The organism is Thioclava sp. L04-15 (genome assembly GCF_002020275.1).
Classification (GTDB): Bacteria; Pseudomonadota; Alphaproteobacteria; order Rhodobacterales; family Rhodobacteraceae; genus Thioclava; species Thioclava marina.
This window is the reverse complement of sequence record NZ_MPZW01000001.1, coordinates 949,179-972,555: the sequence shown is the minus strand read 5'-3', so window position 1 is coordinate 972,555 and position 23,377 is coordinate 949,179. Positions and strand designations below refer to the sequence as shown.

23 protein-coding genes and 1 tRNA gene are annotated in these 23,377 nt (G+C 63.1%); 8 read left to right on the top strand and 16 right to left on the bottom strand.

Features of this window, described 5'->3' with window-relative positions:
* Position 1: 1 nt before the first annotated feature.
* The 10 genes from phoU to tsaD all read right to left on the bottom strand — a co-directional run bounded on the left by phoU (position 2) and on the right by tsaD (position 8,998).
* Entirely contained in the window at positions 2 to 703 is a 702-nt protein-coding gene (gene phoU / locus BMI90_RS04815) for a phosphate signaling complex protein PhoU (RefSeq protein WP_078526538.1), read from the bottom strand.
* A 12-nt stretch (positions 704 to 715) separates the two neighbouring features.
* The gene (gene pstB, locus BMI90_RS04810) at positions 716 to 1,513 is read right to left on the bottom strand and encodes a phosphate ABC transporter ATP-binding protein PstB (protein ID WP_078526536.1); all 798 of its coding nucleotides are present in this window, start codon (positions 1,511 to 1,513) and stop codon (positions 716 to 718) included.
* Positions 1,514 to 1,525: 12 nt separating this feature from the next.
* A complete protein-coding gene (gene pstA, locus BMI90_RS04805) occupies positions 1,526 to 2,875 on the bottom strand; it encodes a phosphate ABC transporter permease PstA (RefSeq protein WP_078526534.1) in 1,350 nt (449 codons plus the stop codon).
* Positions 2,872 to 4,080: a phosphate ABC transporter permease subunit PstC gene (gene pstC, locus BMI90_RS04800; RefSeq protein ID WP_078526531.1), complete on the bottom strand. Its 1,209-nt coding sequence runs from the start codon at positions 4,078 to 4,080 to the stop codon at positions 2,872 to 2,874. The genes pstA and pstC overlap by 4 nt, the downstream gene beginning before the upstream one ends.
* A gap of 72 nt (positions 4,081 to 4,152) precedes the next feature.
* Entirely contained in the window at positions 4,153 to 5,193 is a 1,041-nt protein-coding gene (locus BMI90_RS04795) for a substrate-binding domain-containing protein (RefSeq protein WP_078526529.1), read from the bottom strand.
* Positions 5,194 to 5,323: 130 nt separating this feature from the next.
* A complete protein-coding gene (locus BMI90_RS04790; RefSeq protein ID WP_078526527.1) occupies positions 5,324 to 6,010 on the bottom strand; it encodes a CbiX/SirB N-terminal domain-containing protein in 687 nt (228 codons plus the stop codon).
* A gap of 247 nt (positions 6,011 to 6,257) precedes the next feature.
* On the bottom strand, positions 6,258 to 6,680 hold the full coding sequence (locus BMI90_RS04785; RefSeq protein WP_078526525.1) for an EVE domain-containing protein: 423 nt from the start codon (positions 6,678 to 6,680) through the stop codon (positions 6,258 to 6,260).
* Positions 6,680 to 6,949 (bottom strand): YciI family protein, encoded by a 270-nt coding sequence (locus BMI90_RS04780; protein ID WP_078526523.1) that lies wholly within the window; start codon positions 6,947 to 6,949, stop codon positions 6,680 to 6,682. Before BMI90_RS04780 ends, BMI90_RS04785 begins: the two co-directional genes overlap by 1 nt.
* Before the next feature lies 1 nt (position 6,950).
* Positions 6,951 to 7,907 carry an NAD(P)H-dependent glycerol-3-phosphate dehydrogenase gene (locus tag BMI90_RS04775; RefSeq protein ID WP_078526521.1) on the bottom strand — a complete coding sequence of 319 codons (957 nt, stop codon included), beginning with the start codon at positions 7,905 to 7,907 and terminating at the stop codon, positions 6,951 to 6,953.
* Entirely contained in the window at positions 7,904 to 8,998 is a 1,095-nt protein-coding gene (gene tsaD, locus BMI90_RS04770) for a tRNA (adenosine(37)-N6)-threonylcarbamoyltransferase complex transferase subunit TsaD (RefSeq protein WP_078526519.1), read from the bottom strand. Before tsaD ends, BMI90_RS04775 begins: the two co-directional genes overlap by 4 nt.
* A gap of 73 nt (positions 8,999 to 9,071) precedes the next feature.
* On the opposite strand from tsaD, the gene BMI90_RS04765 reads away from it, so the two are divergent.
* The 4 genes from BMI90_RS04765 (at position 9,072) to BMI90_RS04750 (ending at position 12,782) form a co-directional block, all read left to right on the top strand.
* Positions 9,072 to 9,794 carry a uroporphyrinogen-III synthase gene (locus tag BMI90_RS04765; protein WP_078526517.1) on the top strand — a complete coding sequence of 241 codons (723 nt, stop codon included), beginning with the start codon at positions 9,072 to 9,074 and terminating at the stop codon, positions 9,792 to 9,794.
* 69 nt (positions 9,795 to 9,863) lie between these two features.
* Positions 9,864 to 11,174 carry a hypothetical protein gene (locus BMI90_RS04760; protein WP_078526515.1) on the top strand — a complete coding sequence of 437 codons (1,311 nt, stop codon included), beginning with the start codon at positions 9,864 to 9,866 and terminating at the stop codon, positions 11,172 to 11,174.
* A gap of 10 nt (positions 11,175 to 11,184) precedes the next feature.
* Positions 11,185 to 12,654, top strand: coding sequence for a heme biosynthesis HemY N-terminal domain-containing protein (locus BMI90_RS04755; protein WP_078526513.1), 1,470 nt, complete (start codon positions 11,185 to 11,187; stop codon positions 12,652 to 12,654).
* A 52-nt stretch (positions 12,655 to 12,706) separates the two neighbouring features.
* Positions 12,707 to 12,782, top strand: a tRNA-Thr gene (locus BMI90_RS04750).
* A 152-nt stretch (positions 12,783 to 12,934) separates the two neighbouring features.
* Here the strand turns inward: BMI90_RS04750 and BMI90_RS04745 are convergent.
* The 5 genes from BMI90_RS04745 to BMI90_RS04725 all read right to left on the bottom strand — a co-directional run bounded on the left by BMI90_RS04745 (position 12,935) and on the right by BMI90_RS04725 (position 18,800).
* Positions 12,935 to 14,032, bottom strand: a complete 1,098-nt coding sequence (locus BMI90_RS04745; protein WP_078526511.1) for a flagellar basal body P-ring protein FlgI — start codon at positions 14,030 to 14,032, stop codon at positions 12,935 to 12,937.
* Positions 14,029 to 15,033, bottom strand: coding sequence for a flagellin (locus tag BMI90_RS04740; protein WP_078526509.1), 1,005 nt, complete (start codon positions 15,031 to 15,033; stop codon positions 14,029 to 14,031). The genes BMI90_RS04745 and BMI90_RS04740 overlap by 4 nt, the downstream gene beginning before the upstream one ends.
* A gap of 1 nt (position 15,034) precedes the next feature.
* Entirely contained in the window at positions 15,035 to 16,489 is a 1,455-nt protein-coding gene (flgK, locus tag BMI90_RS04735; protein WP_078526507.1) for a flagellar hook-associated protein FlgK, read from the bottom strand.
* 30 nt (positions 16,490 to 16,519) lie between these two features.
* Positions 16,520 to 17,854 carry a flagellar hook-basal body complex protein gene (locus tag BMI90_RS04730; protein WP_078526505.1) on the bottom strand — a complete coding sequence of 445 codons (1,335 nt, stop codon included), beginning with the start codon at positions 17,852 to 17,854 and terminating at the stop codon, positions 16,520 to 16,522.
* Positions 17,855 to 17,951: 97 nt separating this feature from the next.
* Complete coding sequence (locus tag BMI90_RS04725; protein WP_078526503.1) at positions 17,952 to 18,800, bottom strand: flagellar motor protein MotB; 849 nt, start codon at positions 18,798 to 18,800, stop codon at positions 17,952 to 17,954.
* A gap of 124 nt (positions 18,801 to 18,924) precedes the next feature.
* On the opposite strand from BMI90_RS04725, the gene BMI90_RS04720 reads away from it, so the two are divergent.
* From BMI90_RS04720 to BMI90_RS04705, 4 genes are read left to right on the top strand one after another with little or no spacing between them, the layout of a single operon-like run.
* On the top strand, positions 18,925 to 19,560 hold the full coding sequence (locus BMI90_RS04720) for a paraquat-inducible protein A (RefSeq protein ID WP_078526501.1): 636 nt from the start codon (positions 18,925 to 18,927) through the stop codon (positions 19,558 to 19,560).
* Positions 19,536 to 20,168, top strand: a complete 633-nt coding sequence (locus BMI90_RS04715) for a paraquat-inducible protein A (RefSeq protein WP_078526499.1) — start codon at positions 19,536 to 19,538, stop codon at positions 20,166 to 20,168. The genes BMI90_RS04720 and BMI90_RS04715 overlap by 25 nt, the downstream gene beginning before the upstream one ends.
* Positions 20,168 to 22,207, top strand: a complete 2,040-nt coding sequence (locus BMI90_RS04710) for an MlaD family protein (protein WP_078526497.1) — start codon at positions 20,168 to 20,170, stop codon at positions 22,205 to 22,207. The genes BMI90_RS04715 and BMI90_RS04710 overlap by 1 nt, the downstream gene beginning before the upstream one ends.
* Before the next feature lie 12 nt (positions 22,208 to 22,219).
* A complete protein-coding gene (locus BMI90_RS04705) occupies positions 22,220 to 22,783 on the top strand; it encodes a PqiC family protein (RefSeq protein ID WP_158521704.1) in 564 nt (187 codons plus the stop codon).
* Here BMI90_RS04705 and BMI90_RS04700 read toward each other — a convergent pair.
* Positions 22,771 to 23,307, bottom strand: coding sequence for a flavin reductase family protein (locus BMI90_RS04700; protein ID WP_245795007.1), 537 nt, complete (start codon positions 23,305 to 23,307; stop codon positions 22,771 to 22,773). The two genes, BMI90_RS04705 and BMI90_RS04700, sit on opposite strands and share 13 nt — an antisense overlap.
* Between the last annotated feature and the right edge of the window lie 70 nt (positions 23,308 to 23,377).

The following is a 23,377-nucleotide window of genomic DNA, read 5'->3' as shown; positions in this document are numbered from 1 at the left end:
ATCAGGCCTCCGTCTTCACCACGCTCGAGCTCTTGGGGCGAGATTCCTCGGGCAGTTCGCCGGTAACGAGGTAGATCACCTGCTCGGCGATCGAGGTCGCGTGATCACCCATGCGCTCGATGTTCTTGGCGATGAAATGCAGGTGCATGCAGGGCGTGATATTGCGCGGATCTTCCAGCATGTAGGTCAGGAATTCGCGAAACAGCGCGTTATACATCTGGTCGACTTCGATATCGCGGCCGCGCACATCCGCGGCGAGTTGCGCATCGCGCTGGATATAGCTGTCGATCGAATCCCGCAGCATCGACTCGGTCGCTTGAGCCATGCGGCGGATCGCGGCGGCGGTGCCGTTGATTTGCGGGCTTTCAAGCAGGACCTGGCTGCGTTTCGCGATGTTCTTGGCGTAATCGCCGACACGCTCGAGGCTGGCGGAGATCTTGATCACCGAGAGCGTCACGCGCAGGTCGCGAGCCGCCGGGGCGCGCAGCGCGATGAGGCGCGCGGCCTCGTCGTTGATCGTTTCTTCCAGCGCATCGACAGCCTTGTCCTGATCGCGGACACGCTGCGCGAGTTCGCCGTCGCGCTCTTCGAGTGCACGGGCGCTCTCGAGGATCTGTTCCTCGACGAGGCCGCCCATTTTCACGACCAGCGCCTGAACTTTTTCCAGGTCGCGGTCAAAGGCGGAAAGAATATGCTCGCTCATGCCTGTTCCTCCTCAGCCGATTCGGCCGGTAATGTAACTTTCCGTCCGCGGGTCGGTCGGATTGGTGAAAATCTTGTCGGTATCGTCGTATTCCACCAGATTGCCGAGGTGGAAGAATGCGGTTTTCTGCGAGACGCGCGCGGCCTGCTGCATCGAGTGCGTCACGATCACCACCGAGAAATTGGCGCGAAGCTCGTCGATCAGTTCCTCGACTTGGGCGGTTGCGATCGGGTCGAGTGCCGAGCAGGGCTCGTCCATCAGAAGCACTTCGGGCGAGGTTGCCACGGCGCGGGCGATGCACAGGCGCTGCTGTTGGCCGCCCGAAAGGCCGGTGCCGGGTGCGTGCAGGCGATCCTTGACCTCGTTCCAGAGCGCAGCCTTGCGCAGCGAGCTTTCGACGACCTCGTCGAGTTCCGCACGCGAGCGGATCAGCCCGTGGATCTTCGGCCCGTAGGCGACATTGTCGTAGATCGACTTGGGGAAGGGGTTCGGTTTCTGGAACACCATGCCCACCTTGGCGCGCAGCTGCACCGGGTCGACGCGCTTGTCGTAGATATCTTCGCCATCGAGCAGGATATCCCCCTCGACGCGGCAGATGTCGATCGTATCGTTCATCCGGTTCAGGCAGCGCAGGAAGGTCGATTTCCCGCAGCCCGAGGGGCCGATGAAGGCGGTGACCGTCTTGTCGAGAATATCGACGCTGACATCCTTGATGGCGTGGGTCTCGCCGTAATGGACCTGCACGTCGCGCGCGGTGATCTTGATCTCGTCCGTAGTCACGGCTCTCTCCGTAAACGTCATATCGTTCATGATCCTGCCCCCTTACCAGCGGCGCTCGAACTTGCGGCGCAGGATGATGGCGATGATGTTCATGCCCAGAAGGAAGATCAGCAGAATGATGATACCCCCCCAGGCGCGTTCGTAAAATGCCGGGTCGGCGCGCTTGGCCCATTCGTAGATCTGCGCAGGCATGGCCGAGTTCGGAGAGACGAAACCGTCCCAGAACCCGTCAGGTGCATTCGTGGCGATGAAGCCCACCATCCCGATCAGCAGGAGCGGAGCGGTTTCCCCCAGAGCCTGCGCGAGGCCGATGATCGTGCCGGTCAGGATGCCGGGCATCGCGAGCGGCAGCACATGGTGGAACGTAGCCTGCATTTTCGAGGCGCCGATCCCCAGTGCCGCATCGCGGATCGAGGGCGGCACGGCCTTCAGCGCGGCGCGGGTGGAGATGATGATCGTCGGCAGCGTCATCAGGGTCAGCACGAGGCCACCGACCAGCGGGGCCGATTGCGGCAGGTGCGCGAACTGAATGAAGACGGCGAGGCCGAGAATACCGAAGACGATCGAGGGAACAGCCGCGAGATTCGAGATATTCACCTCGATCAGGTCGGTGAAGCGGTTCTTCGGCGCGAATTCCTCGAGATAGATCGAAGCGGCGACGCCGATCGGCAGCGCCAGCACCAGCACCACCAGCATCATGTAGAACGAGCCCAGCATCGACACCCCGATCCCGGCTTGCTCGGCGCGGCTGTCCGAGGCGTCCGAGCCGAGGATGAAATCGAGGTTGAAGCTTTTGTGTAGAATGCCGGCCTTGATCAGCGCATCCGCCAGATCGAGTTGTTCGACAGTGATGTTCTTGTCCTGAGCGATCTCGGCGCGGTGCACGCGGCCCTTGAGGTAGCCGTCGACGCGCGAGGAGGCGAGGATCTTCGCCGTCACCGTCTGCCCGATCAGCGAGGGATCGGCGAGAACGCGGTCACGCAGCTGGGCGGCGGCCGAGCTGGAGATCAGGTTCTTCATGTCCTTGGTCTTCGAGAGTGGAGTCTCGATCCCGGCCGTTTGCACGACTTCGAGCAGACCCTTCTCGATCAGCGGTGCATAGGTGAAGGTCGTGGCTTTCTTCAGATCGGCCGGGTCGCGGTTGCCCTTTTTGTCGAGCTTGGCCGGGTCCAGATAGACCGGCACTTCGAGAAAGCTCTGCTGGAAGGCGGAGACGCCGTTCACGACGATCGTCGAGAGCAGGATCACCAGGAAGGCGATGCCGATGCCGATCGCGCCGATGCCGAGCATCTTGAAGCGGGATTCGGCGGCGTTGCGGCGTTTGGTGCGCGCGTCGATCTGGTGCAGCGAGCGTTTCGTCGGCTGTGCGTCGTGCAGGGTCGCGTCGCTCATTCGTATTGCTCCCGGTATTTGCGAACGATGTAGAGCGCGAAGATGTTGAGTCCCAGCGTCAGGATGAAGAGCGTCATGCCCAGCGAAAAGGCGACCAGCGCCTCGGGTGAGGCGAAGTCCGCGTCACCGGTGAGCTGGCTGACGATCTTCGCGGTGACGGTGGTCATCGCTTCGAACGGGTTCATGCTGAGACGGGCCGCGGCGCCCGCGCCGAGCACGACGATCATCGTCTCACCAATGGCGCGCGACGCAGCCAGCAGAACCGCGCCGACGATGCCGGGAAGGGCGGCGGGCAGCACGACCTGCTTGATGGTTTCGGATTTCGTCGCGCCCAGCCCGTAAGAGCCGTCACGCAGGCTTTGCGGCACCGCGTTGATGATGTCATCCGAAAGAGAGGAGACGAAGGGGATGAGCATGATCCCCATCACGAGACCCGCCGTCATCACCGCGGTGCCCGCATGCATCCAACCGCCATCGGCGAAGGCGGCCGTGGGGCCAGCGGGACCGAAGATCGACAGCAGGAACGGGCCGACGGTGAGAAGCGCGAAGAGACCGTAAACGATCGTCGGAATACCCGCGAGCACCTCAAGCAGCGGTTTGACGACGCCGCGTACCGAGCGCTTCGCGTATTCGGAGAGGTAGATCGCGGCGAACAGCCCGATCGGCACGGCGACAGCCAGTGCGATGAAGGAGATGTAAAGCGTGCCCCACAGAAGCGGCAGGATGCCCAGCTCGGACCCGCCACCGAAACTCGGGGTCCATTCGGTGCCGAAGAAGAACTTGGTGATCGGGTAGAGGCGGAAGAACTCGATCGTGTTGAAGACGAGCGAGAGAACGATGCCGATCGTGGTCAGGATTGCGAGGCTTGCCGCAGCGATCAGCAGACCTTTGATCCCGGCTTCGACCGCGTTGCGCGCACGGAAATCGCGCGCGATCAGGCGAAGGCTCAGTGCGAGGCCGATCAGCGCGCCGACCACCGTGACCACGATTTGCAGAACCGGATCGGCACGGAAGACGACAACAAGGACGTAGAGAATGAGCGCGGGCAGCAGCGTCGCCATCGCGACCAGTGTTCCCGAATAGCTCGGCAGGGAATGCAGCAGGCGTGGATCGCCACCTGCGGTTTGCAACGCACGCATGCGCCCGGCGAAGAACCCGCCAAGCGTCAGTGCCGCGAGGAGCACAGCAATCCACAAAACAGCCATCGGGAACTCTTGTCTTTGGAAAAGGACCTAAAAGGAAGTGGGGGCGGCGCTGGGCCGCCCCCGGGGCAAGAATTACATGCCCGAGTTCATCGTGGTTTCGGCGGCCACGGCTTCCTGGGTCTTGGCCAGTTCCGGGTCCGACACGAGGCCGTACTGAGCAAGCGGACCGTCGGCGCCGGCCATATCGTCGGAGACGAAGAACTCGGCGTATTCCTTCAGGCCCGGGATCTGACCGATATGCGCCTTCTTGACGTAGAAGAAGAGCGGACGCGACACCGGGTAGTCACCCGAAGCGATCGTCTCGGTCGAGGGGCTCACGCCCGACATGGTCGCGACTTTCAGCTTGTCGGTGTTGTTCTCATAGAAGGCCAGACCGAAGACGCCGATGCCGTTCGGGTTCGAGCCGATACGGGCGAGGGTTTCGGTGTAGTCGCCGTCGATGTCCACGGCTTTGCCGTCGGTGCGCACTTTCATGCACTCTTTCGCGGCGGCTTTCTCGTCCATGCCCGAGGCGACATAGGCTTCCATGGCGCCGGTGGCTTCACAGCCAGCCTCGAGAACCTTCTCTTCGAAGACTTCGCGGGTGCCGTGCTTGGTGCCCGGGATGAAAGCGATGATGTCGGCGTCGGGAAGGGCCGAGTTGAACTCGTTCCACTTGGCATAGGTGTTGTCGACGAGCTGGCCGTCTTTCATCACCTTCGCGCCGAGCGCGTTATAGATGTCGGCCGGGTTGAAGGCGTCAAATGCCGGGCCGTCTTTTTGGCTGGCGAAGACGATGCCGTCATAGCCGATGCGGACTTCCATGATATCGGTCACGCCGTTCTCGGCGCAGGTCGCGATTTCCTTGTCCTTGATCTTGCGCGAGGCGTTTGCCACGTCGATCGTGTTTTCGCCAACGCCTTCGCAGAAGCGCTTCAGGCCCGAGGACGAGCCGCCCGATTCCACGACCGGGGTCGGGAAGTCGAAGTTCTCGCCGAAAGCTTCGGCGACGATCGAGGCGTAGGGCAGCACGGTCGAGGAACCGGCGACCTGGATGTTGTCGCGGGCGAAGGCGGCGGTGCCGGTGGCGGCGACGATCGCGATCGCGGAGACGGCGAGTTTCACGGATTTCATGGATCACTCCCAGTGTTCAAATACTCGGGCCAACTTGGGCCTCGAGGGGGTCCTACGGCGCTAGCGTGACGCTTATGCAAACCTTTTGTAACAGAATAATGACAATCCACGCCGCCGTGAATGACCGTGATCAACCGCGCGAAATCGCCTGCGCGATAAGGGCGGGAACTTCACGATGGGCGCCGATCTCGGGCAAGAGCCGTCCGTGATAGCCAGCCTCTTGAAGCGCCTCGGGAATATCGCCCATGACGTGACCCGCTCGCAGGGCGAAGAAGGGCAGGCATAGCCCGTCTGAAACCGTTTCGGCCACGTCTTTCAGGAAGGGCGGCTCCTCGATCAGCGCGACATGAATCGGGGACATACCGGGATTTCTGCCGAGCGTTTCGGCCATTTCGTAAACGGAATTGCGCGATTTGCGCGCAATTTTGGACCCATGCGCGACGAGGATCAGCGGTGAGTCGGTCAGCGGCTTGCCGGTCTCGCGCGCCGCAGCCTCGAGCACTCGCGTGATCAGATCGGGCAGGGCCGGATCAACGCCAAACGGCGCGAGTTGGCGGGCCTCGACCCCCAGCGCGGCCAGCCTGCGCGGAAGTTCCGTGCGCGTGAACCAGCCCTCAGCCATGAAGAACGGATAGATCCACGGCGCTTCGAGCCCTTCGAGAGCGGTTTCGAGCGAGCCAGGCATCGCCAGCGTCGCGCCTCGGAGCTCACGGCCGGGCAGAAGCGCGCCAACCGCCCCCGCCAGAGCGCGCAGCGCCTCTTCCTGCGGTTCGGGGTCTGACGGAGAGCCGTGCGCGATGAGGATGACCGGGTTCATGGCGAATAAACTAGCGGCCTTTGAGTGATGTGCAATCGACTCGGGACTCGCAGCGGAAAAAGATTAACGGCCTGAATTTGAGAAAGATTTGCAGGACTATAAATTTGCGCGAAGCCGGTCGGTCCGCTATGCAAAAAAAGACCGGCCAGGATGGCCAGACCCGATTTACAGTTTCACGTGTGGTGCGAAGGGGTGCGCGTGGGTGACGGAGGGTTCTGGTAGGGGTGCCGGAACCCTCCATGTCTTTTCAGTGCGGATCGGTCTCGCCCATGGCGCAGACGATGTTCCATTCTTCTTCGGTCACGGGCTGTACCGATAGACGCATGGCGGTCACCAGCGACATGTTTGAAAGACGCGGTTCGGCCTTCACATCGGCCAGCGTGACCGGCTTGGTGAAGGGGCGCACCGCCTTGAGATCCACGCAATCCCAGCGCGGATCATCGGTCGTCGAATCGGGATGGCTCTCGGCAACGACCTCGCAGACCCCCACGACTTCCTTACCGATATTCGAATGATAGAAGAGCCCGCGATCGCCGATCTTCATCTCGCGCATGTTGTTGCGCGCGAGATAATTTCGGATCCCGTCCCACTCCTCGCCCGCATCTCCCTTGGCGACGAGATCGTCCCAGGAAAACTTGTTGGGTTCGGATTTGAACAGCCAGTAGCGCATCAGCCGATCACCTTCTTCCATTCCTGCACGCTCACGCTTTCGAAAAGGCCTGCGGCGGCATAGGGGTCGCCCGCGGCCCAGTCCTTCGCGGCCTCAAGGTTGTCAGTTTCGACGATCACCAGCGAACCGGCCATCTGTCCCTCTTCGATGAACGGGCCCGCCATGAAGACGATGCCGGTTTCCTTGATATAGGCGAGGTGCTTCTCGCGGGTGTCGAGGCGGATCTGAAGCGCGCCGGGTTTGTCGCGGCAGATGACGGCAAAATACATGTCATTCCTCCTTCAAGGGACGTGCGAGCAGGATTTTCATTGCTTCGCTCACGCTGATTTTCTGCTGGGTCAGGGCGGTTACCATCGCCGCGACCGGGATTTCGATCTGATGTTTCTTTGCCAGAGCGTTGAGGGCTTCTGCGGTGGCGACGCCCTCGACGGTGATTGAAGGATCGAAGCCAGCTCCGGAACCCAGCGCATGGCCTAGTCTGAAGTTGCGCGATTGCTCGGAGGTGCAGGTCAATACGAGATCACCGAACCCCGAGAGGCCCGAGAGTGTTTCGGCTCGCGCGCCGAGCGCCAGTGCGACGCGCAGCATCTCCGCAAAGCTACGGGTCATCAGGGCTGCTCGAGCGGAATCGCCCAGACCCGCGCCGATGACCGTTCCCGCCGCAATCGCGTAGACATTCTTCAGCGCGCCGCCCAGTTCCGCCCCGGTCGTGTCGGTGGTGCGGTAAAGGCGAAGCGTCGGGGTCGACAGCTCGGCCTGAAGCGCCTCGGAATGATCCGCGCAGGCCAGTGTCAGAGCGGTAGGAAGCCCGCGCGCGATATCGGCGGCAAAGCTCGGCCCGGTCAGGACGGCGGCACGCGAGCCCGGCACGAGCGAGCGGATCAGCCCGGTCGGTCCCTGTCCCGTCGCAAGGTCGATCCCCTTTGAACACGACACCAGCGTCTTCGCCGAAAGCGTCGCGGCATGAGCCTTCAGAAAGCCCGCCATCTGCTGCATCGGCATCGCGAGGAGGAGGGTCTCGGCTGTGAAAGCGGTCGCGGTTTCCGCTGTGACAGAGACGTTTTCGGGCAATTTAACGCCCGGAAGCCGCCGTGAATTCTCGCACGTTTGTCGCATCGCGTCCGCCTGATCGGGGTCGCGCGCCCAGAGCGTGACTGGGCCTTTCTGCGCGTAGCTGACCGCGAGGGCCGTTCCGAAAGCACCCGCTCCAAGAACCGCGATACTCATGCTTTCGCCCCCTTCTTGCCCGAGCCCAGAAGGGGGGCCGCGGATTTGTCGAGCGGCCAGCGTGGACGTGCCATCAGATCCATCCCGTCACGCGCGCCACTTTGAAAGCGTTCGATCCCGGCCCACGCGATCATTGCCGCATTATCGGTGCAAAGTCGCAGGGGCGGGGCGTGAAATTCAGCGCCCATTTCCTTGGAAACAGTCTCTAAACCAGCGCGAATGGCCTTGTTCGCGGCCACGCCACCCGCCACGGCGAAGCCCGGATGATCCGGTTCGTGGGTGAGATAGTCACTCAAGGCCCGGCGCGATTTCTCGACCAGAACATCTGCCACGGCCTGTTGAAACGACGCGCATAGATCGGAACGGACCTGACGCGGCAGTCCGCCATGTTCGGCCACGACCTGATCGCGGGCCCGCAGCAGCGCGGTCTTGAGCCCCGAGAAGGACATGTCGCATCCCGGACGATCGAGCAGCGGGCGCGGGAAGGCGAAGGCCTTCGGATCGCCTTTCGCAGCTTCGGCCTCGACAGAGGGCCCGCCCGGTTGTGGTAACGCCATCAGTTTCGCAGCCTTGTCGAAGGCCTCGCCGGGTGCATCGTCGATCGTGCCGCCGAGGCGGGTGAACTCCTCTGGCCCGTGCGCGATCAGGAACTGGCAGTGCCCGCCCGAGACGAGCAGCATCAGGTAGGGAAAGGCCAGCCCATCGGTCAGGCGCGGCGTCAGTGCGTGGCCCGCGAGGTGATTTACCCCGACCAGCGGCAGCCCCGATCCGGCGGCGATGCCTTTGGCGCACATCACTCCCGACATCACGCCACCGATCAGCCCCGGACCGGCGGTCACGGCGATCCCGTCAAGCGCTTCGATCCCGAGACCGGCCTGCTCCAAAGCCTCTTCGACGCAGAGATCGAGCTTCTCGGCATGGGCCCGCGCCGCGATCTCGGGGACGACGCCGCCGAAGGGTGCGTGCAGCTCGGTCTGACCGGCCACAACCGACGCGAGGATCTCGGGCTGGCCATCCGTGACGCGCACGACCGCCGCCGCGGTATCGTCGCAGCTCGATTCCAGACCGAGAAAGGTGAGCGTCTTCGTCATCCGGCGCCATGTTGCGTGGGTGTTTCAACGCAGGTAACACCGGGGGAGCGTTCACACAATCCCGGGGCGGCGAATGGTCCAGGAGCTCGCGCGACCGATTCTTCTCGTGACCCGGCCCGGCGCCGGGGCAGAGCGCTTTGCCGCGCGGTTTCGCGAAAGATTCGGTGACGACTGGCCCATCGTGATCTCGCCCCTCATGCGGATAGGGCAAATTGAAGCGGATATTCCCCCGGCCGATGCCGTGATTTTCACCTCACAGCACGCGGTTGCGGGTCTGGCTGCGCGCGAGGTAGGCGCAGGCAGGGTCGCCTATTGCGTGGGCCAACGCACCGCAGAGGCGGCCCGCGCGGCGGGGTTCACTCCGGTGACCGGCCCGGGCGATGCGCAGGCCCTCGGAGAGCTGATTGCCGCGGAAAAGCCGCGTGGACGCTTGCTGTTTGCCCGCGGCGAAGAGGTGGCTTTCGATCTTGCAAAATGGCTCGATACCGCAGGAATAGAGACTGAACAGGTGGTTTTGTACCGTCAGGAACCGGTACCGCCGAGCGACGCGGCGCTGGCTGCGTTGAAGGGAGACGCGCCCTGTCTTATCCCGCTGTTTTCACCCAACGCGGCGCGGCGCCTGTGCGAAATCTTGCCGGTGAAGACCGCGCCTCTGTGGGCCGCGACGATGAGCGAATCCGTGGCCAATGCCTGTGAAAATCCTGGTTTCACAGCGATCCAGGTCGCACCCAGACCCGACGTGGAGGGGATGCTCGACGCGATCGCGACCTTGCTGCGTACGCAAAAGGCGGGTTGAGCCGAACGAGGCAGGCTTCTAGATTGATTTCGACGCGCAATTTCGGTGCGGCAGTGGAGGGTGCAGATCATGGCGAAACGAACAACCCGGAGCTCGAAGAGCGAGGATAAGCCGGGAGATCTGCAGGAAAACGCGGCCCTCGAAGAGACTGCGGTAGAGGCGCCCGCGACTGACGAGGTGAAGCCTTCCGAGGATGTTTCGGCGCAAGAGGCCGTCGAGGCGGCGGAACCTGTCTCCGAGCCCACCGAGAGTGAGACGCTCGAGAATGATGCCGCGGAGACCACCGCCACGGATGTGGAAAGCGTAACCGAGACCAGCGCCGAAGACCATTCGGAGACGATCGACACGGCGGAGCCCGAAGAGAGCGCGGAGCCGGAAGCTGAACCTCCGGCCGAGCCGACACCGGAACCCGTGGCGGCACCTCAACAGGTCGTGGTCAAGAAGGGCGGCTTCGGCTCTGCCTTGATCGGTGGCGTCGTGGCCGCGGTGATCGGCGCGGGGGCCGCGATCTACGCATTGCCGCAGTTGCCGCCGTCCATGATCGAAAAACTCGGGCTCGCTGGTTCGACCCAGGATGCTGAGCGGCTCGCGGCGCTCGAGGCCAAACTCGACGCGGAGGCCAAGAAAATCGATGCGCTGGGCGAAGATCTTGCGAGCCTCAAATCAGTACAGCCACCGGCCCCGGATCTCTCGGGCGTGCAGACCGCGCTCGATCAGATATCGGCGGAGGTTCGCGGCAACAAATCCGCGGTCGAAGACCTGAAGACCCAGATTGCCGGCATGGTTCAAGGCGATAATGGCGCCGCACAGGCCGGGATCGAGGCTGCCGCGAAGGCGGCCGAAGAGCGGATCAAACAGGCCGAAGAGCAGGCGCAGGCTCTCAAGGCGCAGTCCGAGGCTGCGGCCAAGGCGACAATGACCCAGGCCGCGGCGGCGCGTGTGAAGGCCGCGCTTGATGCGGGCGCCCCGCTCGATTCGCCGCTGGCGGATCTGCGTGCAGCCGGGATTGCGGTTCCTGCCGCGCTCTCTGGTGATATTCCCACTCTGCAATCGCTGCAGGCGAGCTTTCCCGATGCGGCGCGGGCGGCGCTCGATGCGGCGCGTCGCGCCGAAGCTGGCACGAGCCTCGGCGATCGCGCCGGTGCCTTCCTGATGTCGCAAATCGGCGCGCGCTCGGTTGCGCCGAAAGAGGGGGACGGGGCTGATGCGGTGCTTTCGCGAGCACAGGCGGACGTGGATGCGGGGCAGATCGCTGCTGCGCTTGACGAGATCGGCAAACTGCCCGAGCCGGCGCAAGCACCGCTGGCCGATTGGGTGAGCAAGGCGCAGGCACGGGTGGCGGCTCTCGACGCGGCCAACCAGCTTGGCGCGGCGCAGTAAGGAGACGCAGATGCTTTGGTCTTTCATCAAAATCGCGCTCTTCCTGATCGTCGTCGCGGCGGCCACGCTGGGCCTCGCCCATCTCGCGGATATGTCGGGCGGACTGCGGCTCACCACGATGGGCATGGAGTTTACTCTCGGCCCGCTTCAGGCAGTGATCGCGGCGATCGTCGTCTTCCTTCTGATCTGGCTGGTGATCAAGGTCGTTGGTCTCGTGGTCGCCTTCCTGCGGTTCCTCGCGGGCGACGAGACGGCGATTACCCGCTATTTCGACCGTAATCGTGAACGCAAGGGCTATCAGGCGCTTTCCGAAGGGATGCTCGCAGCGGCTTCGGGCGAGGGGCGGCTTGCGCTCTCGAAGGCGGCAAAGGCCGAGCGCTACTTGCAGCGGCCCGAGCTGACGAACCTCCTGATGGCGCAGGCGGCCGAGATCGCTGGCGACAAGAAGCGCGCCACCGAAGGCTACAAGCGGCTGCTGTCGGATAATCGCACGCGATTTGTCGGCATCCGCGGGTTGCTGCGACAGAAGCTCGACGAGGGTGATACCGAAACCGCGCTGAAGCTGGCGCAGAAAGCCTATGCGCTCAAGCCGCGTCATCGCGAGATGCAGGACACGCTGCTGTCGCTTCAGACCGAGAAAGGTGACTGGAAGGGTGCGCGCGAGATCCTTCAGGCCAAACTGCGCCAAGGCGAATTGCCGCGCGACCTGCATAAGCGTCGTGACGCCGTGCTGGCGTTGCAGGAGGCGAAAGGCGTGATGGAGGAAGGCGCGAGCGTCGAAGCCCGCGAGGCGGCGATCGCGGCGGCGAAATCCTCGCCCGACCTGATCCCGGCCGTGGTGATGGCGGCGCGCGCCTATATCGACAAGGGCAAGCCGCGCGCGGCCGAGCGGATTCTACGCAAGGCCTGGGAGGCGCAACCGCATCCCGACCTAGCTGCCGCCTATGCCGAGATCAAACCCGACGAGACTGCCGAGGCGCGGCTCAAGCGCTTTGCGACCCTCCTGTCGGCGCGACCCGATCACGAAGAGACGCGCCTGCTGAAAGCCGAGCTGAACATCGCGGCCGAGGACTTCCCGGCCGCGCGCCGCGCTCTGGGCGATCTGGTCGAGACTCACCCAACCGCACGCGTGCTGACCATCATGGCGGCAGTCGAAAGGGGCGAAGGCGCGGACGACGTGGTCGTGCGCGGCTGGCTTGCCCGGGCGCTCACCGCGCCGCGTGGCCCGCAATGGTGCTGCGACAAGTGCCAGAACATTCAGGCGGACTGGTCCCCTGTCTGTGACAATTGCGGTGGCTTCGACACGCTGAGCTGGCGCGAGCCCCAAAAGGGGGCTGCACCGCTGCCGCATGGGGCGGAGATGCTTCCGCTGATCGTGGGCAAGCCGAGCGAGCCGGTGGTCGAGGCCGAAATTCCCGAGGCGGAGATCGTCGACGGCGTGGAGGAAGGACAGCAAGAGGCGGAAACCGCGACGAAGTGAGCATTTTGGGGCTACACATCCCCGAAATGGCATGCTAATCGCCCGCCACAGTGCCGGTGTAGCTCAGCTGGTAGAGCACGTCATTCGTAATGATGGGGTCGGGGGTTCGAGTCCCTTCACCGGCACCACTATCCTCAGAAGATAGTCGAAAAGCAGCCGCCCTCAGGGGCGGCTGCTTTCGTTTCGCTCATCGCGAAATGCGCACAAAAGGGCGTTTGGCTGAAACTTGCGCCGCGGGACAATCATGCAACCATCGGGGCTTGCATGTTCAATCGCATATTCAATTCACGATGAATTCAGCATGCAACGCACCGGCGGAGTTGATGCTCTTGAGGATGTCGATCATGTCGCGGGGACTCACGCCGAGCGCGTTGAGCCCCGAAACCACCTCCGAAAGTGTGCTGCCTTCCGCGATTTCGGCCATGCGGAGTCCGGGCTCTTCGGTGAGGCTTGCCTGTGAACGCGGTACGATCACCGTCTCGCCTTGCGAAAACGGGTTCGGCTGTACGACGAGGGGACGTTCCTCGACTTTCAGTGTCAGGTTCCCCTGACTGACGGCGACGTGCGAGATACGAACGTTCTGCCCCAAGACGATCGTGCCGGAGCGCTGATCGACGACGACACGCGCGCGCTGCTCTGGCTCCACCGAGAGGTTCTCGACCCGGCCGATCGCATGGGCGACAGAGCGCGCGCCGGTCGAACGTATGTTCAACGCGACCGTCCCGCCATCCATCATCTCGGCGACCCGCCTGCCGTATTCACGATTGATGACGCCCTCGATCCGCGCGGCGGTGGTGAAATCGGGCGTGCGTAGGGCAAGACGGATGGTCGCGAGATCATTGATCGTGAAATCAATCTCGCGTTCGACCCGTCCGCCCGAGGGGATGTTGCCCGATGTCGGCACACCTTGCGTGACCGAGGCCCCCTGGCCCTCGGCGCTCGCGCCACCGGCGATGATCGTTCCCTGCGCAACGGCATAAATCTCGCCGTCCGCCGCCTTGAGCGGTGTCATCACCAATGTCCCGCCGAGCAGGCTCTTGGAGTCGCCGATCGCCGAGACCGTAACGTCGATCTGGCTCCCAGCGCGGGCGAAGGGGGGAAGTGTCGCGGTGATCATCACGGCGGCGACGTTCTTCGGTCGGAATTGCTCTCCAGTAACGTTAACGCCAAGCCTCTCGAGCATGTTCGACATGATTTCTTCCGTGAAAGGCGCATTGCGCAGCCCGTCGCCGGTGCCGTTGAGCCCGACCACGAGCCCGTAGCCAATCAAATCGTTGCCCCGGACGCCGTCGAATTCGACGAGATCCTTGATCCGGATCGGTGCGGCACTTGCGAACTCGGGGAGGAGCAAAGTGAGGAGAAGAAGGAAGATTTTCATCGCAGATAATCCGTCATCGACAGCGACGAAAGCCGCGATGTGAGCGTGTAAAGAGTTTCCAACTGGGTTCGAACCGCTTCGAGCGCGCTTGCACTTTCATACGGATCGGCGCCGATCAATTCTGTGCGCGCGATCTCGAGCGCGGAACGTTCGGCCCCGTTTCTCACCTTGGCATCGGCGATCCTGGCCTCGACCGTGCCGAGATTTGCCGCGAGACCGGCGAGTGTGTCGTCCCCTTGGATCACCCGCTCGCCTGCGGCGGTCACTAGGCTGCTCCGGGCTTCCAGATCGCCCGAAAACAAGCCCTCCGCCAACAGAGCCGCCATGGCGAACCCCTTCATCGCGTCGCGAAGCGCGGGGTCGATCGCGGTGATCTCGATTCGTGTGACCTCACCCTCCGCGATCCGGATTTGAGAGCGGGACGCGTCACCTTGATACTGTGTGGCGGCGAACCCCGCGGGATCATCGAACCAGTTGTCGATCCGCGTGATTGCGTCACTGGCATCGGTAACGCCGGACAGTTCGGAAGAAAGGGCGGCCAGGATCACGTCGGCCCCAGGCAGAGGCCTTGTATCGGTCGCAGCGCCAGAGAAGAGATATCGACCGGCCAGATTCGTGTTCAGGGTCGATATCAACGTATCAAACCGCGTCGCCGCGTCGTTGACGGTCGCATCGATCATAGGCTTTGTCGCGGTCGTCGCGGCCGATAGCAGGGCTACGCCAATGCCGTCATTAAGAGAACGGAGCGTTTGCAGCGATTGCTGCATGGTCCCGGCAATCAGGTCGGCTTCGGTCGTGGCGATATCGTAGGATTCAAGCATTGTGAGGCTGCGATCTATCCCGGCAAGGGAGATGAAATCGCCGGAAACCGCGGCGCCGAGATCCTGCTTGATCCCGCTTATCACTTCTTCGGTCAGTGTGGTCATGGCGGTCTTCAGTTGCAGGTTATGCTGCCGCATCTGAAAGCTCTGCGCCATGTCACCGACGGAAAGGTAGTTCATCTCACAACTCCAGAAGCTGTTGGATCAGGGCGTCGACGGTTTGAATGACGCGGGCATTGGCGGCGTAAAGTTCTTCGACCCGAAGGAGGTTCTGCATTTCCTGATCGGTATCGACGCCCTCGGAGAGCGCCATCGTATTCAAGGTCTCATGGCGCGTTGCGGAGAAGATTTCGCGTGACTGGGCGGACTGGCGAGCAGTTGAAACGCGGGAAAGCAGATCGGCGGCGAGACCGGAACTGCTACGCAGGGAAGGTCCGAAATCCCCCGAGACGGGCAAGGATTCCCGAGCAAGCGCATCAACCAGAGCAGAGAGATGCTCGGAATTTCCGACCGGGCCCGGGGCAATTGCCCCTAGCCCGTCGCGAAGGCGCCAGAGGGCGCCCCCTTGGGCGGGATCGGCCCGCGCGTTGATCTCGATGCGGCTCGCGAGACCGGTCTCAGAGAGAGGATCGGCCGGGCCGCCATTGTCGGTGAACAGACCCGGCACACCGCTTGCGAGCGTGGGATCGAGCGCAGGATCGGAAAAACGTCCGATCAGATCGCGGGCGTAAGCGTCGATCTGGCTTTGGGCGTCAGGAGCAATCTCGTCGCGGATCGCGAAGAGCGCGCCGAGTGTACCGCCGCCCATCACCCGCTCATCGGCGCTGGAAATTTCCATTCCATTCAGCGTGAGCCCGGAAAGCGCCCCGCCGTTTTCAGTCATATCCGCAGTGATGATGCCCGTCGGAGTAAAGCCGATCCGGGCGGGGGTACCCTCGAGCAGGATCGCGCCGCCGGTGGTGAAAAGTGCGATCTGATCGTTCTCGCGCGCGACCTGCCGTACCGGCACGATTTGCGACACCTGATCGACGAGTGCCTGCCTTTGGTCGAGAAGCGCATTGGCGTCGTGGCCGGAGGCGCGCTCGGCGAGGATGGTGGCGTTCAGATCGTCGATCTGTGTCAGCGTGTCGTTGAGAAAGTCGATCTGCTTCGCGATCTGTTGATCGGCGTCGATCCGGGTTTCCTGAAGGTTGCGCGAAACGCTGTTGAGATGAGTGGCGATCGCATCTGCGCTTTCGAGAACGGCGGCGAGGCGCGCGTCACTGTCGGGGCGGCTTGCAGCTTCGACAAGTGTCGCTTCGAAATCAGCAAGTTTCTGTGACAGAGAGTTCGGATCCTCGGGCGTTCCAAGCCAGCCCTCGAGCTGTGCATGGAATTCGCTGCGCAGAGATGCGTTTCCGGCCGCTGCATCGGCGAGGCGCAGGTCGCTGCGCAGGCCTTCATTCACCATGCGGTCGACGCTCAGAACGCGCACACCCGCGCCGTTGCCCCCCAACACCTGCGCGCCCAGGCGGATCTCGCGCTTGGCGTAGCCTTCGGTCAGCGCGTTGGCGGTGTTGGAGGCCACGACCTCGGCCATGCGCGAGGCCGCGTTGAGGCCCGACACGGCATTGGAAAGGGACTGAGAGATACTCATGATGGCCTCCGTGAGCCGATCCGGTCAGGATCAGCGCTTGATATTCGTCGTCTCCTGCAACATCTCGTCGACTGTCTGGATCACCTTCGCATTCGAGGAATAGGCGCGTTGCGTCTGGATCAGATTGGTAAGTTCCTGCGCGACATCGACGGTCGATCCCTCGCGTGCGTAACCCTCGACCGAGCCGGTCGGGCCGTCGCCGGCATCCCACAAGAAGAACGACCCCGAGGTAGGCGAGACCTGGAAGGTCTGGTTGTCGAGCGCGATCAACCCGTTCTGGTTGGGCACATCGACCAGCGGGATCTGGTAGACCGTGCGAATGAAACCGGTGTCGTAGGTCGCCTTGATATAGCCGTTCTCGTCGATCTCGACCGCGGTGAGATTGCCCACGGGCGAGCCATCCTTGGTGATCGAGGTGGGGGCGAAACTGTCGGAGAGCTGGGTCAGTCCGTTGGTGTCACCGATCTTGCCGATCGTCACTTCGAGCGGACCGCCCGCGACGGTGAGAGAGAGCGCGCCTGTCGCCGTATCGTAGGTGCCGCCAGAAACCACAGTGACCGAAGCCAGCGTGCCGCCCGCGCCGCGGCTGTCGTCGAAGGTCAGGGTATATTCGCCGATGATGCTTTCATCCGTCGCCACGGTCGCCGGATCGTCGACGGTCGCGCTGTCACGGATCACCATCGTCCAGGTGTTCGACGAACCGGTGGCCGGGATCGTGGGCGTGAAGCTGACATCAAGCGTCTCAGAAGTGCCGAGGTTGCCGAAATATTCGACCGACAGCGGCAGTGCCTCTCCGGTTGCGCCGGCATCGGTATCGACCGCGGGCAGATTCACCCCGAGGTTCATCCGCGTCGTTGGATCGCCAGCGGTCTGGTTGGCATTGATCACCACGGGTTCGAGCCCAGAGGTCGTGTCGCGCGGCAGGACCGGGATCGTTCCATCTGCATTGGCTGGCCAGCCGAGCAGAACCAGCCCCGAATCCGTTTTCAGCGTGCCGTCGGCATCGGTGCGGAAGGCCCCTGTGGTTGTCATCATCATCGGCTGATCGCCGGTGGTGTTGTCGAGCGATACCGAGGGGATCACCGGAAGCATGCCGCGCCCCGCCACGGCGATGTCGAGCGCATTGGCGGTGGAGACGAGCGACCCGCGTTCTTCGATCAGGCGCGTTGTCGCCGCGCGTACGCCGCCAGCCGAATAGGAGCCTGCGCCGCGTGCCTGGTTGATCACCATGCTCTCGAATTCGGCGATTGCCCGTTTGTAGCCATATGTACCCGAATTCGCGATGTTGTCCGAGATCGTGGCGAGCCGGGTGGCATTCGCGGCCAGACCGGCAACGCCCGCGTTCAGCGAGGAGGAAATGGACATGAGTGCGCCTTTCTGCTGCTGCGTCCGAAATTGGCAGCCACACTGGCGCACGGGTGTTTAAGATCCCCCTAACAGTCGCGAGAATCCGAAAACACGGTTAGCGGCGGTCGCGCAGCAAGATCACTTCCAGCCGGTTGTTGCGCCCGTCCATCGGTTGTTTCACGGAAGGTTTTCGGTCGGCATAACCGGTGACGCGCTGGATCCGGCGTTTCTCGAAACCGGCGCCTTCGAGCAGGCCGCGCATCGCCTGGGCCCGGGCGCTCGAAAGTTCCCAGGCGGGGTCTTGCGCGAGCATTTGCGGATAGGCGCGGGTATGTCCGTTGATCGCGAGATCGCTTTGCACGAGTCCGAATACCCGCGAAAGCATGGTCGCCAGCTCTTCGAGGATCGGTTCTGGTGTCGCACTGTCGGCGAAGAACAGTGGTTCTCCGGGAAGATCGAAGAACTCGACGATCAGGCCTTCGTCGGTGAGCCTGGTAACGATGTGGCGCGCGAGCTGCTGGGTGACCATCGACTCGCCACCCACCCCGGTGAGCGCCTGTTCGATCGACTTCGACATCTGGTCGAACTGCGCCTTGTCGGTTTCCTGCTTGTCCTCGGCAGAGCTTTGCCCGCGGGCTTGCCGTTCTTCGGTGGGGCGGTATGAGGCCGCGCCGGTTCCGGTCTGCGCGATCTGGTCTTCGGAAAAGACGGAATCACCTCCGAATGCGCCCTCGCCGCCGCCGGAGATCCGGTTGATCGGGACCGTCGGATTGAAGTAATCCGCGATCCCCTTGCGTTGTTTCTCGGTTGTCGCGTTCAGCAACCACATCAGCATGAAGAAGGCCATCATGGCGGTGACGAAATCGGCATAGGCAACTTTCCATGCCCCGCCGTGGTGACCGTCGCCGCCCGAAACCTTCTTGCGCTTGATGATGATTGGCGCCGCATTGTCGCGGTTGCTCATCCCACCACCTCTTTTCACCCGAAGACCGATGTAGCAATGCCGCATTAACAGCCCGTTGACGGATAAAATGCGTGCTATTTCGCGGATTGCTTGTCGTGGAACGGACAATCACTAAATTTGTCCAATGAGCTTTCAGTCCGCCCCACTTGAACTCGATCCGGCACAGCTGATGGCTTGTCCGCAATGCGATGCGTTGCACCAGGCCCAGCATCTGCCAGACGGCAAGCGTGCGCGCTGCCGACGTTGCGGGACGGTCCTGATCTCGCCGCGAGAACGGTCCTTCCTGCATGTGATCGCGCTGTCCTTTACGGGCATGATCCTGATGATCGGGGCGATCTTCTTCCCGTTCCTCGAGATTTCGGCGCGTGGTCTTCATCATGAAAGCTCGATCTTCGGCGTTGCGATGGCGTTTTCGGAAGGGTGGCTCGCGCCGTTGGCCTTCGCGGTTCTGTCGATGATCGTGGCACTGCCGATCTTCCGTTTCGTGGCGTTGATCTACACGCTCTGGCCTCTGGCAAACGGACGGCCCGCCTGGCCGCATGCCGCGACGATGTTCCGGCTGGCCGAAGAAAGCCAGCCCTGGGCGATGGCCGAGATCTTCATCATCGGGACCGCAGTGGCACTGGTGAAGCTCGCGGGGCTCGCCAAGGTCTCGCTCGGGCCCGCCTTCTGGGCGTTTTGCGCGCTGATCATCGTGATCGCCCTGAAGGATTCCTTTGTCAGCAAGTGGACGATATGGGACGCGATCGAACGCAAGTAAACGTGCTCACCGCGACCGATGCGGGGCTGATCGGCTGCACGCGCTGCGGCAAGGTCTGGACGCGCGATCACAGCTATTGCGAGCGGTGCGGCGCAAAACTGCGCAAGGTGGACACCCATGGCCTGCAAGCGGTTTGGGCGTGGTGGCTGGCGGGATTGATTTTCTACATCCCGGCAAACCTCTATCCGATGCTGCGCACCGCAACGCTTGGCGCGGAGCAGAAAAACACCATCGTCGGCGGTGCGATCGAGCTCTGGCGGCATCACAATTACGGCGTCGCGCTGATCATTTTCGTTGCCTCGGTGATGATCCCGATCGGCAAGTTCATCGCGGTCGCCTATCTCGCGCTTGCGGTGGGCAACGAGAAACGCCGCGGCGGGCATCCGCATCTGCATCTCTTTGAGGTGGTCGAGTTCATTGGCCGCTGGTCGATGATCGACGTGTTCGTGGTGGCGATCCTCTCGGCGCTGGTGCAACTGGGATTTGTCGCCTCTATCCATCCCGGACCGGCCGCGGCGTCCTTTGCCCTGTCGGTTGCATTCACCATGCTTTCCGCCCAAAGCTTTGACCCGCGCCTGATCTGGCGCGGCCCCGAAAGAGTGATTTGATGAGTGACAATTCCGACCCCGGCTCCTCAGAGCCCATGCCGGCCCAGCTTGAAACCTCCGAGGCTCCGCGCCCGATCTGGACGCGGCTTTCGGTCGTCTGGGTGGTGCCGCTGATCGCGCTCCTGATTACGCTCGGGGTTGCGTGGAAGACGTTTTCCGACCGGGGCATGCTGATCGAGATCGACTTCAAGGATGCCACCGGTGTCGAGATCGGCACGCCGCTGAAATTCCGCGAGGTCGAGGTCGGCAAGGTCGAAACGATCGGATTCACGCCGGATCTGACCAAGGTGCGGCTTGGCGTGAGGGTCGACAAGGATGTCGCGCCCTATGTCGATAACGAAACCAAGTTCTGGCTGGTGCGTCCCGAGGTCTCCGCGCGCGGGATCGAAAATCTCGGCACGGTGCTGTCGGGCACCTATATCGAGGGCTTCTGGAACGACAAGGCAGCGGCACCGCAGACCCGCTTCGAAGGGCTCGAGCAACCGCCGATCTCCCCCGACCCGACGCGCGGCACGATCATCGAGCTGCGCGCCAAGGATGCGGGCGGGATCGTCGATGGTGCGCCGGTGCTCTACCACGGGCTGACGGTGGGCCATTTGCAGAACCTGCGGCTCGACAAGGACGGCTCGGGTGTCGTGGTCGACGCGTTCATCGAGGCGCCGCATAACCAGCTTCTGACCACCGCGACGCGGTTCTGGGACACGTCCGGCTTCTCGGTGAAGTTCGATGCGTCGGGGCTTACGCTTGACGTGCGCTCGCTGGCGACCTTGGTGCAGGGCGGGGTGGAGTTCGAGACCTTCACGTCGGGTGGTGATCTTGTCGAGAATGGCCATGCGTTCCGGCTCTATGGCAGCAAGGATACGGCCGAAAACTCTGTCTTCCAGTCGGATGTGGTCGACCCGCCGCGTTACACGCTTTTGTTCGATGACCCCGTGCAGGGGCTGGAGATCGGCTCCAAGGTGCAGTTCCGCGGCGTCGAGGCGGGTGAGGTGACCGCGCTCGCGATCAAGATCCATACCGATGCGTCGGGGCAGCGCTATGCCCAACAGCAGGTGACGATCGCCCTTTCGCCCGACCGGCTGGGGCTCGCGCGGGATGCCGATGCGGAATCGGTGACGCAGTTCCTGCAAGGCGAGGTCGAGGGCGGGCTGCGTGCCCGGATCGCGGCAATCGGTCTTCTGGGCGGGACAATGGTGATCGAGCTTTCGGATGTCCCAGATGTGGCTGCCGCCGAGATGAACCTCGACACCCAGCCCTTCCCGTCAATCCCGACCGCGCCGGCAGCCGAGAACGATCTGGCGAAATCGGCCAAGGGCGTATTCAAGCGGATCGAGGGTCTGCCGATCGAGGATCTGATGAACTCCGCGATCCGCACGCTCGACTCGATCTCCGCCGTGGCCGAGAGCGAGGACACGCGCAAGGTGCCGGGTGAACTGTCGGGGCTTCTCGAACAGCTCAAGACCTTCGCGTCCGATCTCAACGAAAAGGATGCGGCCGACAAGACCGTCGCCGCGCTCGATCGGGTGACGGAGGCGGCCTCTTCGGTGCTGGAGGAAATCTCGGGCCTCGATCAGACGCTGGCCTCCGCCGATCGCGCGGCCTCGGCCATCGCGGATATGCCGCTCAAGGATATGGGTGACAAGCTTGATGCGATCCTTGCCGATATCAACGGGCTTCTGAACAAGCCCGGCACGCAGGATCTGCCGCAATCGCTCAACGCCACGCTGGAACAAACCGCGGCGATCCTCGAGCAACTGCGCCAGGCGGGCGCGGCCGAGAAGCTCAACGAAACGCTCGACGCCGCGCAAAGTGCCGCGCAATCCGTCTCGAAGGCGAGTGATCGCCTGCCCGAGCTGACCCGGCAATTGCAATCGCTCGTCGATCAGGCTCAGGCGCTGGTCGCGACCTATGGCCGGGGCTCGAATTTCTCGAACGAGACGGTCAATATGCTGCGAGAGCTGCGCCGGTCGATTGCCGATATCGGATCGCTCGCGCGGATGATCGAGCGCAATCCGCAGTCCTTCATTCTGGGCCGCTGACAGGAGATGACGATGAAACCCTTCCAGATTTTGCCGCTCTGCCTGCTGGCTCTTGCCGCCTGCTCGGATCCCGAAAAGATCGCGCGCTACCCGATCGATCCGCCCACCGCCGAGAAGGCGCTGCCGAACCGGTTGGGGCGTGCGGAGCTGCGTGAGGTTTCGATGCCGCAATACGCGACGGCGCAGGAAATAGCCTTCCAGACCGCCGATGGCGCGCTGCGTTCGAACCCGGACAATCTGTGGGCGGATGATCCGTCACGTGCCTTCACACTGTCACTGGCACGCCAGATCTCGGCGCTCTCGGGGGCGACGGTGATCTCCGAGCCTTGGCCGCTCGCCGATCCGCCCTCGCGCCGTGTCGAGGTCCGGATCGAGCAGATGCTGCCCGGTGCGGATGGTCAGTTGCATGTCGCTGGGGTCTATTTTGTGACGCCCGCTGGCTACGAAGGCGGGCGCGATGTCGTGCGGCGCTTCGATTTCACCGTGCCGATCGCGGATCAGGAGCCGGGTACGATCGCCAAGGCGCAGAGCGCCGCGGTGACCGTTCTCGCGCGGCGGATCGCTCAGCTCGACTGATCGGGGCGGAAGCTGCCGAACTGTCCGCCCGAGAAGATGAGCGGTGTGCCTTCCGCAGCGCTTTCGAAACGTGTCACCCGGCCGATGATGATCGTGTGATCGCCACCGTCATGGCGTGCCTCCGTGACGCATTCGAACCGCGCGAGCGGGTCGGCCAGAAGCGGCACGCCCGCCTCGTTCTGCGTATAATCCAGCCCGGAAAACCCGGTGCCGCGGCGGGTGAAGCGATGCGCGAGATATTCCTGATCGTGGCGCAGCACGTGCACCGCGAAGGACGGGGTTTTGGTGAAATGCGCATGGCGGATCGAGCTCCGCGCCGCCGACCACAGGATCAGGGGCGGATCGAGCGAGACCGAGGCAAAACTGTTGACCGTCATGCCGACCGGACCGAGATGGTCGTCGCATTCGCAGGCCGTGATCACGGTCACACCGGTCGCAAAGCGCCCCAGAGCGTTGCGCAGACGTCGGGTCTCGGACGGGTCGGGCATTTCCCCGCCACGTACCGCGCGCTCCGCCCGGTTCATGGCGGCATCGATATCGTCGCTTTCGCTCATCCGATCTCCCTTTGGGCACAGACATAATGGCCCGGGCGGG

Coding starts and splice junctions, on each gene's coding strand:
- BMI90_RS04725 (WP_078526503.1), bottom strand. CDS start 18,800: ATGAGCAACCGCGACAATGCGGCGCCAATCATCATCAAGCGCAAGAAG.
- pstB (WP_078526536.1), bottom strand. CDS start 1,513: ATGAACGATATGACGTTTACGGAGAGAGCCGTGACTACGGACGAGATC.
- BMI90_RS04780 (WP_078526523.1), bottom strand. CDS start 6,949: ATGTATTTTGCCGTCATCTGCCGCGACAAACCCGGCGCGCTTCAGATC.
- BMI90_RS04740 (WP_078526509.1), bottom strand. CDS start 15,033: ATGAACTACCTTTCCGTCGGTGACATGGCGCAGAGCTTTCAGATGCGG.
- BMI90_RS04760 (WP_078526515.1), top strand. CDS start 9,864: ATGGCGAAACGAACAACCCGGAGCTCGAAGAGCGAGGATAAGCCGGGA.
- BMI90_RS04745 (WP_078526511.1), bottom strand. CDS start 14,032: ATGAAAATCTTCCTTCTTCTCCTCACTTTGCTCCTCCCCGAGTTCGCA.
- flgK (WP_078526507.1), bottom strand. CDS start 16,489: ATGAGTATCTCTCAGTCCCTTTCCAATGCCGTGTCGGGCCTCAACGCG.
- phoU (WP_078526538.1), bottom strand. CDS start 703: ATGAGCGAGCATATTCTTTCCGCCTTTGACCGCGACCTGGAAAAAGTT.
- pstA (WP_078526534.1), bottom strand. CDS start 2,875: ATGAGCGACGCGACCCTGCACGACGCACAGCCGACGAAACGCTCGCTG.
- BMI90_RS04730 (WP_078526505.1), bottom strand. CDS start 17,854: ATGTCCATTTCCTCCTCGCTGAACGCGGGCGTTGCCGGTCTGGCCGCG.
- BMI90_RS04755 (WP_078526513.1), top strand. CDS start 11,185: ATGCTTTGGTCTTTCATCAAAATCGCGCTCTTCCTGATCGTCGTCGCG.
- BMI90_RS04710 (WP_078526497.1), top strand. CDS start 20,168: ATGAGTGACAATTCCGACCCCGGCTCCTCAGAGCCCATGCCGGCCCAG.
- BMI90_RS04790 (WP_078526527.1), bottom strand. CDS start 6,010: ATGAACCCGGTCATCCTCATCGCGCACGGCTCTCCGTCAGACCCCGAA.
- pstC (WP_078526531.1), bottom strand. CDS start 4,080: ATGGCTGTTTTGTGGATTGCTGTGCTCCTCGCGGCACTGACGCTTGGC.
- tsaD (WP_078526519.1), bottom strand. CDS start 8,998: ATGACGAAGACGCTCACCTTTCTCGGTCTGGAATCGAGCTGCGACGAT.
- BMI90_RS04720 (WP_078526501.1), top strand. CDS start 18,925: ATGAGCTTTCAGTCCGCCCCACTTGAACTCGATCCGGCACAGCTGATG.
- BMI90_RS04765 (WP_078526517.1), top strand. CDS start 9,072: ATGGTCCAGGAGCTCGCGCGACCGATTCTTCTCGTGACCCGGCCCGGC.
- BMI90_RS04700 (WP_245795007.1), bottom strand. CDS start 23,307: ATGAACCGGGCGGAGCGCGCGGTACGTGGCGGGGAAATGCCCGACCCG.
- BMI90_RS04775 (WP_078526521.1), bottom strand. CDS start 7,907: ATGAGTATCGCGGTTCTTGGAGCGGGTGCTTTCGGAACGGCCCTCGCG.
- BMI90_RS04795 (WP_078526529.1), bottom strand. CDS start 5,193: ATGAAATCCGTGAAACTCGCCGTCTCCGCGATCGCGATCGTCGCCGCC.
- BMI90_RS04705 (WP_158521704.1), top strand. CDS start 22,220: ATGAAACCCTTCCAGATTTTGCCGCTCTGCCTGCTGGCTCTTGCCGCC.
- BMI90_RS04715 (WP_078526499.1), top strand. CDS start 19,536: ATGGGACGCGATCGAACGCAAGTAAACGTGCTCACCGCGACCGATGCG.
- BMI90_RS04785 (WP_078526525.1), bottom strand. CDS start 6,680: ATGCGCTACTGGCTGTTCAAATCCGAACCCAACAAGTTTTCCTGGGAC.